The 12,474-nt window shown below is 69.7% G+C and carries 15 protein-coding genes; 12 read left to right on the forward strand and 3 right to left on the reverse strand.

Translation table 11 applies throughout. The annotated features are described in order from the left end of the window. The first annotated feature begins 167 nt into the window (after positions 1-167). The 7 genes from QR77_RS26460 to QR77_RS26490 all read left to right on the forward strand — a co-directional run bounded on the left by QR77_RS26460 (position 168) and on the right by QR77_RS26490 (position 6,407). Positions 168-1,508 carry a CpaF family protein gene (locus QR77_RS26460; RefSeq protein WP_040024575.1) on the forward strand — a complete coding sequence of 447 codons (1,341 nt, stop codon included), beginning with the start codon at positions 168-170 and terminating at the stop codon, positions 1,506-1,508. 111 nt (positions 1,509-1,619) lie between these two features. Continuing rightward, a complete protein-coding gene (locus QR77_RS26465) occupies positions 1,620-2,561 on the forward strand; it encodes a type II secretion system F family protein (protein WP_040024576.1) in 942 nt (313 codons plus the stop codon). Positions 2,562-2,611: 50 nt separating this feature from the next. Next, entirely contained in the window at positions 2,612-3,499 is an 888-nt protein-coding gene (locus tag QR77_RS26470; RefSeq protein ID WP_040024577.1) for a DUF5936 domain-containing protein, read from the forward strand. A 613-nt stretch (positions 3,500-4,112) separates the two neighbouring features. Continuing rightward, complete coding sequence (locus tag QR77_RS26475) at positions 4,113-4,349, forward strand: hypothetical protein (protein ID WP_040024579.1); 237 nt, start codon at positions 4,113-4,115, stop codon at positions 4,347-4,349. A 14-nt stretch (positions 4,350-4,363) separates the two neighbouring features. Beyond that, positions 4,364-5,068, forward strand: coding sequence for a pilus assembly protein TadG-related protein (locus QR77_RS26480; protein WP_236710824.1), 705 nt, complete (start codon positions 4,364-4,366; stop codon positions 5,066-5,068). Positions 5,069-5,097: 29 nt separating this feature from the next. Further along, a complete protein-coding gene (locus QR77_RS26485; RefSeq protein WP_040024581.1) occupies positions 5,098-5,700 on the forward strand; it encodes a hypothetical protein in 603 nt (200 codons plus the stop codon). Continuing rightward, positions 5,700-6,407, forward strand: coding sequence for an OmpA family protein (locus tag QR77_RS26490; RefSeq protein WP_052489077.1), 708 nt, complete (start codon positions 5,700-5,702; stop codon positions 6,405-6,407). Before QR77_RS26485 ends, QR77_RS26490 begins: the two co-directional genes overlap by 1 nt. A gap of 48 nt (positions 6,408-6,455) precedes the next feature. Here QR77_RS26490 and QR77_RS26495 read toward each other — a convergent pair whose 3' ends face one another. Further along, a complete protein-coding gene (locus QR77_RS26495) occupies positions 6,456-7,076 on the reverse strand; it encodes a LysE family translocator (protein WP_201778824.1) in 621 nt (206 codons plus the stop codon). 109 nt (positions 7,077-7,185) lie between these two features. Between QR77_RS26495 and QR77_RS26500 the strand changes: the two genes are divergently transcribed. From QR77_RS26500 to QR77_RS26510, 3 genes are all read left to right on the forward strand, one after another. Beyond that, positions 7,186-7,638, forward strand: a complete 453-nt coding sequence (locus QR77_RS26500) for an Lrp/AsnC family transcriptional regulator (protein WP_040024582.1) — start codon at positions 7,186-7,188, stop codon at positions 7,636-7,638. Positions 7,639-7,728: 90 nt separating this feature from the next. Next, positions 7,729-9,159: an MFS transporter gene (locus QR77_RS26505; protein ID WP_078877169.1), complete on the forward strand. Its 1,431-nt coding sequence runs from the start codon at positions 7,729-7,731 to the stop codon at positions 9,157-9,159. Between the two features lie 100 nt (positions 9,160-9,259). Further along, positions 9,260-9,619 carry a hypothetical protein gene (locus QR77_RS26510; protein WP_040024583.1) on the forward strand — a complete coding sequence of 120 codons (360 nt, stop codon included), beginning with the start codon at positions 9,260-9,262 and terminating at the stop codon, positions 9,617-9,619. Here the strand turns inward: QR77_RS26510 and QR77_RS26515 are convergent. After that, positions 9,595-10,164 (reverse strand): HEAT repeat domain-containing protein, encoded by a 570-nt coding sequence (locus tag QR77_RS26515; protein WP_040024584.1) that lies wholly within the window; start codon positions 10,162-10,164, stop codon positions 9,595-9,597. The two genes, QR77_RS26510 and QR77_RS26515, sit on opposite strands and share 25 nt — an antisense overlap. Further along, positions 10,161-10,535 (reverse strand): DUF192 domain-containing protein, encoded by a 375-nt coding sequence (locus QR77_RS26520; protein WP_040024586.1) that lies wholly within the window; start codon positions 10,533-10,535, stop codon positions 10,161-10,163. Before QR77_RS26520 ends, QR77_RS26515 begins: the two co-directional genes overlap by 4 nt. Positions 10,536-10,605: 70 nt before the next feature. On the opposite strand from QR77_RS26520, the gene QR77_RS26525 reads away from it, so the two are divergent. Both QR77_RS26525 and QR77_RS26530 read left to right on the forward strand, forming a co-directional pair. Further along, the gene (locus tag QR77_RS26525) at positions 10,606-11,361 is read left to right on the forward strand and encodes an A24 family peptidase (RefSeq protein ID WP_040024587.1); all 756 of its coding nucleotides are present in this window, start codon (positions 10,606-10,608) and stop codon (positions 11,359-11,361) included. A gap of 85 nt (positions 11,362-11,446) precedes the next feature. After that, a complete protein-coding gene (locus QR77_RS26530) occupies positions 11,447-12,250 on the forward strand; it encodes a class I SAM-dependent methyltransferase (protein ID WP_052489079.1) in 804 nt (267 codons plus the stop codon). Positions 12,251-12,474: the final 224 nt, after the last annotated feature.

Consider the following 12,474-nt stretch of genomic DNA (forward strand, 5'->3'; position numbering starts at 1 on the left):
CTTCTCGGGGCCCGGCGGCGGCGACGCGGTCACCGTCACCGCCACGGTGCCGATTCCGGCCCTCCTGCCCGTCTTCGACTTCGGCTCGGCGTCGCGGAGCGTCACCATGCCCCGGGACCGACCGTGAACACCACGCACCGCACCAGCACCACCAGGGAGTTGAGCCCATGAGCCTACGAGCGCGCATCAACAGCCCAGAACCGGTCAACGGGCAGAGCGAGGAGAGCGCGCTCGTCGGGGTCTACCGCGCCAAGCTCCTGGAGGAGATCGACCTCGCGGAGATGTCCACGCTCGCCGCCGCCGACCGGCGCGCGCGCCTCGAACGCGTACTCGGCCACATCATCAGCCGCGAGGGCCCGGTCCTCTCCACCGCCGAACGCTCCCAGCTCATCCGCCGGGTCGTCGACGAGGCCCTCGGCCTCGGCATCCTGGAGCCGCTGCTCGAAGACGCCTCGATCAGCGAGATCATGGTCAACGGCGCCGATCAGGTGTACGTGGAGCGCGGCGGCCGGCTGGAGATGCTGCCGATGCGCTTCACCTCCAACGAACAGCTCATGCAGACGATCGAGCGCATCGTCTCCACCGTCAACCGCCGTGTGGACGAGGCGAATCCGATGGTCGACGCGCGTCTGCCGTCCGGCGAGCGGGTCAACGTCATCATTCCACCGCTGTCCCTGACGGGACCGATCCTCACCATCCGGCGCTTCCCGCGCTCCTTCACCCTGCCGGAGCTGATCGGCCTCGGTTCGCTGGACGAGCAGATGATGCTGCTGCTGGCGGGGCTGGTCCGCGCGAAGTTCAACGTCATCGTCTCCGGCGCCACCGGCACCGGCAAGACCACCCTGCTCAACTCCCTGTCCGGGCTGATCCCCGAGGGCGAGCGCATCGTCACGATCGAGGACTCCGCCGAGCTGCAACTCCAGCAGAAGCATGTGATCACGCTGGAGAGCCGGCCCGCGAACGTCGAGGGCAAGGGGCAGGTCACCATCCGCGACCTGGTGCGCAACTCCCTGCGTATGCGCCCCGATCGCATCATCGTCGGCGAGGTCCGAGGCGGGGAGACGCTCGACATGCTCCAGGCCATGTCGACCGGTCACGACGGCTCGCTGGCGACCGTCCACGCCAACAGTGCCGAGGACGCGCTGATGCGGCTCCAGACGCTGGCCTCGATGTCGGAGGTCGAGATCCCGTTCGTCGCGATCAAGGACCAGATCAACAGCGCCGTGGACGTGATCGTGCAGCTCACCCGGCACGCGGACGGCTCCCGGCGGGTCACCGAGATCGCCATCGTCGACTCCCACGGCCGCGACGAGTACCGCATCGTCTCCGTATGCCGTTACCTGGCGCAGCCCATGGCGGCGGACGGCCGGGTGTACGGGCAGTTCGCGTACTACCCGCTGCCGCGCCGGGTGGCCGAACGGCTGTACCTGCGGGGGGAGTCGATCCCGCCGGCGTTCGGAGTGGCCCAGACGGAGGAGCAGTTGGCGCTGCGGGGGTCGGCGGCGTAACTCTCCCCGTACGTGACGTGACGTGACGCACCGACCCGAAGCCCCTTGACCAGTCCCCCAGCCCCAGCCCACCAGCCCCAGCCCACCAGCCCACGGAGAAGGCCGTACGACATGGATAACCTCCCGCTCCTGACGGTCGGCGTCACACTGCTCACCTGTGTGCTCGCCGTCATCGGCGTGCACGTCTACTCCTCGGGCCGGGCCCAGCGGGAGGCGCTCATCCAGCGCATGTCCCAGACGGGCCAGCTCACCGCGCCCGTCCAGCGCCGCAGACACTTCGCGGGTGTCGACCGGCGGCTGCGCGGGACGACGTTCGGCAAGCGCATCGAGCGCAAGATCGCGGCGACCGGCCTCGACCTGACGACCGGCGAGTACGCCGTCTATGTGGTGGCCGGGCTGCTGGCGCTGTACTTCGCCGTCGGGGCGATCTTCGCGCCGTTCTTCGGCGTCCTGGCGGCGCTGGCCGGCCTGTGGGGCGGCAACGCCTTCCTCAACTGGCAGCGGCAGAAGCGCACCGAGGCGTTCATCAGCCAACTCCCCGAGCTGACCCGGGTGCTGGCGAACGCGACGCAGGCCGGGCTCTCGATGCGTACGGCGCTCGCGATGGCGGCGGAGGAGCTGGACGACCCGGCGGGCGAGGAGTTGCACAGGGTCGTCGACCAACTCGGCTACGGCACCTCGATGGACGACGCGCTGAGCGAGCTGGCCGACCGGCTGCCTTCGCGCGAACTCGTCGTGCTCGTCACGACGTTGGTGCTCTCCAACCGTGCGGGCGGCCAGGTCGTCAGCTCGCTGCGCAACCTCACGCAGACCTTGGAGGAGCGCAAGGAGACCCGCCGCGAGGTCACCACGATGCTCGCCCAGATCAGGGTCACGGCGGTCGCCGTACCGCTGCTCGGCCTCGGCTTCCTGTTGATGATCAACGCCATGGCGCCCGGTGCGCTGGACAAGATGACGGGCTCCCTGCTGGGCCAGATCGGCACGGTGGCCGCCTTCGGCATGTACGCGGCCGGATTCGTCCTCATCCGCCGTATGTCCCGGATCCAGGTCTGAGGGCCAGGTCCGGGGGCCAGGTCCGAGCGCGAGGGAGAGGGAGACAGACCATGGGACTTCTGTTCGCAGTAGTGATGGGACTCGCCGTCTACGGCGTCTTCCAGGGCATCCGGATGTACCGCGCCGACACGAAACTTCCGGGTGACCTGGCACTCGCCCTGGAGGTCGGCTCGACCCGTACGACCGCCGTCGGTTCCGGCATCGACCGGCTCGGCATGCGGTGGGCGCCCTCGGTCCTCGGCATGATGGGCCCCAAGCGGGTCGACGCCCTGCGCCGCCGTCTCGACATGGCGGGCAACCCGGGCGGCCTGACCGTGCACCGGTTCGCGGCCCGCCGTGCGGTCTACGGCGCCCTCGGCGTGCTGGCGTTGCTCGCGCTGATGGCGCGGGGGCAGCTCATCATCGGGCTGTTGGCACTGGCGTTCGGGCTCGTCTGGCCCGATGTCATCATCCGGGCGGCGATCCGTAGACGGAAGTCGGACATCGAGCGCACCCTGCCCGACTTCCTCGACGTACTCGCCGTGGTCGTGTCGGCGGGGCTCGGCTTCCGGCAGGCGGTGGAGCGGGTGGCCGACAAGTACACCGGCCCCTGGGCCGACGAACTACGCATCACCCTGCGGCAGATGGACATGGGTGTCAGCCGCCGCGAGGCCTTCGACCTGCTCCGCAAGCGCAACGCCTCCGAGCAGGTCTCGATGTTCGTCACGGCGCTTCAGCAGGGTGAGGAACTGGGCGCGCCCATCGTGGACACGCTGATACAGATCGCCACCGACATGCGCCGTACGGACGCCCAGAACGCCAGGCGTACGGCGGCACAAGCCGTACCGAAAACCACACTGGTCGTCACTATGGTGATGCTTCCGGCGACGCTGGTCCTGATCGTCCTGAGCTTCTACTACGGGTCGGGCGTGGACTTCAGCGACATCCTGTCGGGCTGACGACGCCGGGCGGAGGACGGGCCAGAGACGGGCGAGGACGGGCGAGGACGGGCGAGGACGGGCGGAGGACGGAAACTTGAGTGAGCGACGATCTGCACCCGCACACACACGACCGTCGGCCCACCGCCGACTCGCGCGGTCAATGGCCGCGCAGGTGAGATCAGTTGGCTCGGAACCGGTCCGGCGGCAATTCCCTGAAGTCCCTTCGCTTTCGCAAGCGGATGTGGGACATTCGCATCGGGAGCGGCGAAAGGCCGAACCCCTGTACCCATGCCGGGCAGGCAGAAGGCGGAGATCATGAAGCTGATCGCTTCGAGGACGATCGGTCAAATGATCGCCTCCGCCTGTTCTGTTGGCCGGAAATCGTCTCAGAGCAGCAGCGCGGGCGCGGCTGCGGCGTTGAATGCGAGCAGCTCCGGTAAAGCACCCACACCCCAATTCACCCTGTGGGTAAGTAGTTACGCGCTGGGACCCATGGCGGCGAAAGGTGGCCCGGCGTACGGTTCTTATGTTGCGAGCCGGACCGGCCATGAGGATGCCGGCGGTGTGAGCGGCGCTACGGACTCGTACAAGTCGGCTCCCAAGCGGCCGGCCGACGCTGGAGGGGTACACCATGTCGAACAGCACGCTGCCGAGGGCCGCGGCCAAGGCCAGACTCGCCATGGTCACGCGGGCGAGGACCTGCGCCGAGGCGGTCAAGCACCACGGCGACCGGGGCCAGGGGGCGGTGGAGTACGTGGGCGTGATCGTGCTGGTGGCGCTGATCATCGTGGCACTGGTGGGATCGGGCGTCGCCGGAGACATCGCCCAGGCGCTGACGGACAAGGTGACAGCCATCCTCGGCAGTTAGAAGCCGGCACCGACGTGCGGACGTCGCGCGAGGCAGGACAGGCCGCCCCTCTCTACGTCCTGATGGTGGCGAGCCTGCTTTTTCTCGCGCTCGTCTTCTTCGCCGTCGGACAGGCGGGTGCCACCCGCAACGGAGCCCAATCGGCCGCGGACGCGGCCGCGTTGGCGGCGGCACGGGAATCCCGTGACCGGCTCGGCGACGGTCTTCTGGCGAACCTCCTGAAACCCGGGTACCTGGAGGATGTCTTCAACGACAACCTCGTGGGTCCGCCCGTCGGTTGCGACGCCGCCGGCAGCTACGCCGGAATGAACGGCGCGAACGTCACCTCATGCGACTTCGCCACCCGCTACACCTGGGGCGTCTCCGTTTCGGTCGTCACACGGAAGCCGATGGGCAACAGCATCCTGCCCGGCACCGAGAGCAAGTTCGGCCACGCCGACGCCACGGCGATCGTAGAGCCCCGGTGCACCTTCGAGCCCGCGCAGGACCAGGAACCCCCCGGCGGTGGAGCCACCCCGGGCGGCCAGGAAACCCCGGGCGACGACGCGACACCGGATGACGGGGCGACCCCGGCGGACGGGGGAAATCCCGATGACGCAAAGGGAGTTTCCCCTGGGGAGTTCGTCTGTGACGACGGGAACTGGAAGATTGATCCGGAGCAGCCCAAGCTGTTTCCGGACATGGCTGATCTCTTCACCGTCCGGCTGGCCCAGGACTGACCGTGAGCGAACGTAAAGGAACGGCACTCATGAGCATGTGGCATGGAGCGAAGGCGCGCAGAGTAGCTGGGGCCGCCCTCGGGGCCGTGGCCTTGACGGTCTCGCTGACCGCCTGCGGCAGCGGAGGCAACGACGGAAAGGGGAACGGCGCGAGCGGCGGGGAAGCGTCGGCCTCGGCCCCGGCGGAGAAGACACCGGCGGAAGGTGATTCCGGTCCGACCGCGCCGGATACCAGTCAGACACTGGCGACCATTGACGCGTCCGACGGATTTCAATTCGTGATCCACACCGCCGAGCGGGACAACGGCGGTTTCCTGACGATCAATGGGACGATCAAGAACACCAGCGGAAAGAGACAGGCCGCCCGTCTCGTCTGGAGCGGTACGGAGGCCCAGGTCCAGCAGACCTCACGCTCTCTGGCCGGCATCACCCTGGTCGACACGGTGGAGAAGAAACGCTATTACGTATTGCGGGACACCGACGGGAATCCGTTGACCACCACGAGTATCGACGCTTTCGACCCGGGCGCCGAGGCGCCGTTCTTCGCCCAGTTCCCCGCGCCGCCCGTCTCCACGACCAGTGTCGCCATTCAGATCCCCGGCGGATCCTCGGCCACGATCGAGCTGTCGTGATGGGTGCCACGAAGACGTCCCGGGGACGCAGAGCGTCGGTCACGGCGGTCGCCGCCGTCCTGCTGTTCACCAGCGTGCAGCTCACGGTCGCCACCGGCGCGTACGCCGACGACCCACCAAGCGTGCCTCCGGGTACGCAGTCGACCTCGGCGCCCCCCACGATCGACGGCAACTCCCCGCAACTCAAGCTCCGCGCCGGCGCCACCCTCGCCCCGGCGAAGGTCCTCGACATCATCTCGGTGGTCGAGTCCGAGGGCGGCGAAGAGCGCCGCCAGGACACCAACGACAGTGTGACCCTCGCCCTCCAGGCCGAGGTGCTCTTCAGCAAGGACAGCGCCAAGCTCTCGCCCGACGCCTCGTCACGGATCGCCGCGATCGCCTCGGAGATCAGGAAGCAGGGCCCCAAGACCGTCCGCGTCTTCGGCTTCACGGACGACCTCGGCTCGGCCGAACACGGCGACATCCTCTCCAAGCAGCGCGCGGACGCCGTACACGGCGTCCTGGAGCAGCAGTTGGCCTCCGCCGGGATCACCTACGAGATCCGTGGCTACGGCGAGGACTACCCCATCTCCGACAACAATTCCGAGGAGGGCCGCAAGAAGAACCGCCGGGTGGAGGTCTCCTTCCCGCGCGGGGCGACCGGCGACAGTGACAGCCCGGACCCGGCCGGCGGCTCAGCGGGCGGCTCAGCGGGCGCCGGCGAGTGACAGCCGGCGGGGGCCGCGTCAGGTCGATCCGCCTCAGGTCGAACCGCGTCAGCCCGTCAGGCGTTCCGCCAGCAGGAGTACACCTATCGCGATCATCGCCGCGCCCGAGACACGGGTGACCGCGCGTGCGGCGGTCGGCCGCGTCCTCAGGACGGTCCGGGCCAGGGTGCCCACGGACAGGTAGACCGCCCCGCAGTTGAGTGTGTGCAGCAGGCCCAGAGTGCCGATCTGCGCGGCCAGCGGCCAACGGCTGTGAGCGTCGGTGAACTGGGGCAGCAGGGCCAGGAAGAGCAGCAGCGCCTTGGGGTTCAGGCCGCTGATCCCCGCTCCCTTCAGGATCCTGGCCTTCCCGGGCACACCGTCGGCTCCATCGGGTGAGGCTCGTGGGGCGGCGGGCCGGGCCAGCGTCGTGGCGCCGAGCCACATCAGGTAGAGCGCTCCGAGGACGGTCAGGGCGTCGAGTACGGCCGGGGTCCCAGCGACGACGGTCGCCACCCCGGCCGCGACGACCGCGGTCAGGCCCACGTAGCCGAGCAGGAGACCGCTGACGGCCGGCAGTACCGACCGGTCCCGGAGCCCGGCGGTTGTCGCGTAGGCCCAATCGGCCCCCGGAACGAGGACGAGCAGGACGGATATCGCCCAGAAGGCGGTTATGGAGCTGATGGCCACGGACTGTTTCTCCCTCAAGCAGGCTCTGAGAGGGAGAATAGTTCCGATATGGCCGAAATTGTTTCCAAATTCAATCGCCGACAACGCCTCTGGTGGAAGAATCTTCTCCATGGATGATGTGGACCGGAAGATTCTCTCCGAACTCCAGAAGGACGGCCGCCTGACCGTGACGGAACTCGCGGCCCGCGTGCGGCTCAGTCTCTCGCCCTGCCACCGCCGGCTGCGTGAACTCGAACAGAGCGGAGTGATCAGCGGCTACCGCGCGATCCTGGACGCGAGTGCGGTCGGCCTGACCTTCGAGGCGCTCGTCTTCGTCACCATGCGTCAGGAGGACCGGGACACCGTCGCCGCCTTCGAACAGGCCCTCACCGACATCCCTCAAATCCTGCAAGCCCAGCGCCTCTTCGGTGACCCCGACTACCTGCTCCGTGTCGTGACCGCGGACCTGCCGGCCTTTCAGCGGCTCTACGACGACAAGCTGTCCACCCTGCCCGGCGTCCAGCGCCTCAGTTCCACCCTCGTCATGAAGCACGTCGTCCACGAACGTTCCCTGCCCTTGTGAACTACGGCCTCACGGCCAGGTCCTGGGGTGGTTCCGCCCGCCCCGCCGGATAGTGTTTGACGAATGTCGAACACACTCTAGAGTAGTTCAATGAATATCGAACACCGCCGAGGTGTCGTCGTGCTCGCCCTGATCGCGGCCTTCATGGTCTTCGTCGACGGCACGATCGTGAACCTCACCCTCGCCCAACTCGCCTCGCACCTGGGCGCCTCACGTTCCGAGCTGGAGTGGGCCGTGAACGGCTACACCCTCGCCTTCGCCGCCGTGATGCTCGGGGCCGGCGCGATCACGGACACGCTGGGCGCGAAGCGGACCTTCGTCGCGGGTCTGCTGGTCTTCACCGCTTCCTCGGCGGTCTGCTCGGCCGCCGGCTCGATGCTGATGCTCAATGTCGCCAGGCTGATCCAGGGCGCGGGCGCCGCACTTCTGCTGCCCAGCGCGGTCGTTCTGGCCACGGCGTCCGCGACCGACGAGCGCATGCGGCACCGCCTCGTCGGCCGGTGGGCCGCCGCGGGAGGCGTCGGGATGGCCGCCGGACCGCTGCTGGGCGGGGCGCTCGTCGCGCTGGTGGACTGGCGGGCCGTGTTCGCCGTCAACGTGGTCATCGGGATCCCCGCCCTCGTATGGAGCCTGCGCTCGATGCCCGCCGTCACGCGCCGGGGTCGGCCTCTCGACCTCGCCGGCATGGGCACCGCGACCGTACTGATCGGCGGGCTGGTCTTCGCGCTCGTCGAAGCCCCCGCGCTTGGTTGGCTGAGTCCCGCCGTCATCACCGCCGCCGCGCTCGCTGTCGCCGGGCTCATCGGCTTCGTCCTGGCCGAACGGGCGACCCGGGCGCCGCTGCTGCCTCCGGGCCTCTACTCCGACCGCGGATTCGTCGCCACAGCCGCACAGGGCGCACTGTTCAACTTCGCCTTCTACGGGCTGCTGTTCGCGATGGCCCTGATGCTCCAGCAGGGCCGCGGACTCGGCGCGCTGGTCAGCGGACTGCTCTTCCTGCCACTGACCGGCCTCATCGCGATCGGCAGCATCTGCGCCGCCCCGCTCGCCCAACGCTTCGGACGGTCCGCCGTCCTGGGCGTCGGCCAGGCCGTCCTGGCCGCCACGTTCCTCGCTGTGGCCTGGGCCAGCACCTCAACCGCGCTGTGGCCACTCGTACTTGCCCTCGTTCCCGCCGGGTTCAGCTCGGGGCTGCTCGTGCCCACCATGACCTCGAACTCCATCGCCGCCGTCGAACCCGCCCTGCACGGCGCCGCGTCCGCCGCGTTCAACACCTCCCGCCAGATCGGTGCCGCCGTCGGCGTCGCCGCCTTCGGCCCACTCCTCGGTGCCACGGACAACCTCGGGGAAGGGTTCATCACCTGCGTGGTCGTCGGCGCCGCCGCCACCGTGGTCGCGCTGCTGCTGACCGCGCTCGCACGCCCGGCTGCCGCCGTCGCGTCCCAAGGCAGCCGAAACTCCGTACCGGAAAGCGCTGTTGCCGCCGGAGGGGACAAGGCGCCCCGTCCTGCTCACCGGTGAACCGTCACCTCAGCCGCTTCACACGATCCCCAGCGGAACCACACACCCCTGAGTACGACAACTCATGCGCGAGCGGCGGCAGTTGGGTTGACTGATGGCCATGCTCAAGGACACGCCCGATTCGCCGTACGCCCGCGCCAGGGCGCCCTGGGTCGGACCACTCATCTCCACCCTCTTCGTGCTCCCCGGAGGGTTCTTCGCCTATGTCTTCGCCGGGCTCTCGGCGACGGCCTGCGACGCCTGCACGAAGGTCGATTCGGACCACTTCGACGACAGCTTCGGAACCGGCTTCCTGATTCTCGAAATCGGCCTCGGGCTCTCTTTCGCCGTCCTGCTGGCGAGCTGGTTCCTGCCCTGGCAGCGGCGGTTCACGGCGCAGCGCGGGGTGTTGGCCGTGATCGCGCCGTTCTCCGTGTGCATCTTTCTCCTGGTCTTCTACGCCGTTGTCGACTGGCCGTGACCCGAAGCGCCGGTTCCGCCGTCGTCCGGGCCGCCGAAGCTGTCCAGTTCGTCCGCCGCGTACTCCTTGAGCTCCTGCGGCCAGTCGCCGCTCACGATCTCCCGCAGCTCGCGCTCGGCCGCCGGCGTACCGATCTCGCCCATCGCCCGGACGCATGCGGCGCTCAACGAGAGGGACTGGCTGCCGGGGCTGTCGGGGTCCTGGCCGTGCCGCTCCCCGAGCAGGCGGGCGAGCGGCCCCACCGCCTCCGGTGACCGCAGCTCCCCGAGCATGCCGACGAGGTCCTCCGTGTTCACCCCGCGTACGCGCAGGGCAAGCACGGAGAGCAGGATCGGCGCGAGGCCGACCGGGTGCAGATGGATGCCGATCGCGGCGAACCGCCCGAACCGGGCCCACTCGCGCGCCTCGGCCATGTCACGCAGCCAGCTCAGGATGCGGGATTCGGCCACCGGCACGGCGGCCTGGGCGGCCGCGGCCTTCTCCTTGCCGATGTAGCCCCCGACGAGCAGAGCGTCGATACGCTCGATCAAAGCGGTGTCGTTCACCGGTCCTCCTGCTTCTCTCGTGTCTCTACGGTCAGTCGGGCGCCCGGCCGTATGCCCCAGCGCTCCATGGTCCCCGCCCCGGACTCCAGCACATGGCGCGCGCGGGGGCGGGGCCGGCTCAGCCGGCCCGGCTTCAGCGTATGGACATGGAGAACGCGCAACTCCCTGTCCAGATACGCCACATCGATCGTCATCCGCATCCGGAAGGTGTGCACACTGCTACACGGTGTGATCAGCAGCGCGCCATCGATCCCGTCACGTCCGAGCAGGCCTCGCCGCCGAGTCCCGTACGAGGCGGCGATCTCCAGGTCCACTGCCTCGCCCCGCCCCTCGACCGTGAACGATCCGATGCCGTTCCGCCATGTCCCCATGGTCGTAGACCGTAGCGCCGTCCGTCGCTCCAGGGCCCCGGGAACGCCACCTGCGTTTAGGGTCATTGCCGTGTACGTGACGCTGCTCGTCCTCGCGGCCCTCTGGGGCGCCGTCACCGGAGCGCTTGTGCCGCGCGCCGCCCACCGGCTGTCGACCGAGCCGGTGGACGCCGAGGACGCACCTGGCGCACCGGACGCGGGAGAGGCGGGAGAGGCCGGAGAGGCCGGAGAGGCCGGAGAGGTACGGGGGGAGGACGAGCCCGCCGAAGCGGCCCCCGTGCCCCCGTACCCCTCCACCGTCCTCGTCCCCCTCTCCACCTCCCTCGTCTGCGCCGCCCTCGCCGCCGCCACCGGACCGCGCCCCGAACTCGTCGCCTGGCTGCTGCTCACGCCCTTCGCCGTCCTGCTGGTGATCGTCGACCGCGCCGTGCGCCGCCTCCCCGATCGAGTGACGCTGCCCCTCGCCGCCGCTGCCGCCGTGCTCCTCGGCGGGGCCTCGCTCCTCCCCGGGGCCCGCGGCTCCTGGGAGGACGCGCTGCTCGGCGGGCTCGTCCTCGGCGGGTGCTACGCGGTGTTCTTCGTGTTCAACCCCCGGGGCCTGGGCTTCGGCGACGTCAAGCTCGCCCTGTCCCTCGGTGTCGCGCTCGGCTGGTACGGCTGGGCGGTGCTGCTCGTCGGCGGCATCATGGGGAGCGCGTTGGGGGGCGTCTACGGCGTCGGGCTCATGGTGCGGCGCCGGGACCGTAAAGTCCTGATGCCTCTCGGCCCCTTCATGATCGTCGGCGCACTCGTCGGCGTGCTCCTGGGGGCTCTCGCCGCCCGCTGAAGCCGCGCCGCCACGAGTCGCCCCACCTGTACAGCCCCGCCGAAACCCGCTCGCGCGTTCGCCACCGCCCTGCCAGGATCACCGCATGCCCCGGAGCATGTCCCAGCGCCGTCCCCGTCCCTTCGACGACCTCATCGCCGAGGCCGCCGCCGTCCCCGTCGACGGCTGGGACTTCTCCTGGCTCGCGGGACGCGCCACCGAGGAGCGTCCCCCCTGGGGTTACGCCAGGGCCATGGCGGACCGGATGTCCCTGGCCACCGCCGCCCTGGACATCCAGACCGGCGGCGGCGAGATCCTCGCCTCCGTACCGCGTCTGCCGCCGCTGACTGTCGCCACCGAGTCCTGGCCGCCGAACGTCGTCAGGGCCACCGCCCTGCTGCACCCGCTCGGCGCCGCCGTGGTCGCCTGTCCCGACGAGCCGCCGCTGCCCTTCGCCGACGGGGCCTTCGACCTCGTCGTCAGCCGCCATCCGGTCAAGGCCTGGTGGGAGGAGATCGCCCGGGTCCTGCGCCCGGGCGGCCGCTACTTCTCCCAGGAGGTGGGTCCCGCCAGCGTCTTCGAACTGGTCGAGTACTTCCTCGGGCCGATGCCCCAGGAGGTACGGGGCAGCCGCGACCCCGAGCGCGCCAGACGGGCGGCGACCGACGCCGGCCTGGACGTCGTCGACCTGCGCACCGCGTCCCTGCGCACCGAGTTCTCCGACATCGGAGCGGTCGTCTACTTCCTCCGCAAGGTGATCTGGATGGTGCCCGGCTTCACCGTCGAGCGCTACCGCGACCAACTGGCCGCGCTGCACCGCCGTATCGAGACGAGAGGTCCCTTCGTCGCGACCACCACGCGTTTCCTCATCGAGGCCGTCAAGCCGGACGACCCGGAGCCCGCCACCTGAACTTCAGCGGAACTTCACCGGCCGGACCCCGATCGGACCCCGGTGGCCCCGATGGCCGGAACTAGCATCCGTTTCCGTGCCTCTACGTCGTCATCTCCCCAACTCCTCCCCAGCGCCCGCCCAGGCAGGCGGATCGCGGCGCGTCCCGCGTGGCTGGGCGCTGCTCGGCGCCTGTGTGGTCGTCGCCGCCGCCGGCGGTTCGCTGGCCGTGGTGCTCACCGGCG

This window comes from Streptomyces sp. 150FB (assembly GCF_000818195.1).
Taxonomy (GTDB): Bacteria; Actinomycetota; Actinomycetes; order Streptomycetales; family Streptomycetaceae; genus Streptomyces.

Coding starts and splice junctions, on each gene's coding strand:
- QR77_RS26460 (WP_040024575.1), top strand. CDS start 168: ATGAGCCTACGAGCGCGCATCAACAGCCCAGAACCGGTCAACGGGCAG.
- QR77_RS26470 (WP_040024577.1), top strand. CDS start 2,612: ATGGGACTTCTGTTCGCAGTAGTGATGGGACTCGCCGTCTACGGCGTC.
- QR77_RS26500 (WP_040024582.1), top strand. CDS start 7,186: ATGGATGATGTGGACCGGAAGATTCTCTCCGAACTCCAGAAGGACGGC.
- QR77_RS26530 (WP_052489079.1), top strand. CDS start 11,447: ATGCCCCGGAGCATGTCCCAGCGCCGTCCCCGTCCCTTCGACGACCTC.
- QR77_RS26520 (WP_040024586.1), bottom strand. CDS start 10,535: ATGGGGACATGGCGGAACGGCATCGGATCGTTCACGGTCGAGGGGCGG.
- QR77_RS26485 (WP_040024581.1), top strand. CDS start 5,098: ATGAGCATGTGGCATGGAGCGAAGGCGCGCAGAGTAGCTGGGGCCGCC.
- QR77_RS26490 (WP_052489077.1), top strand. CDS start 5,700: ATGGGTGCCACGAAGACGTCCCGGGGACGCAGAGCGTCGGTCACGGCG.
- QR77_RS26465 (WP_040024576.1), top strand. CDS start 1,620: ATGGATAACCTCCCGCTCCTGACGGTCGGCGTCACACTGCTCACCTGT.
- QR77_RS26510 (WP_040024583.1), top strand. CDS start 9,260: ATGCTCAAGGACACGCCCGATTCGCCGTACGCCCGCGCCAGGGCGCCC.
- QR77_RS26505 (WP_078877169.1), top strand. CDS start 7,729: ATGAATATCGAACACCGCCGAGGTGTCGTCGTGCTCGCCCTGATCGCG.
- QR77_RS26475 (WP_040024579.1), top strand. CDS start 4,113: ATGTCGAACAGCACGCTGCCGAGGGCCGCGGCCAAGGCCAGACTCGCC.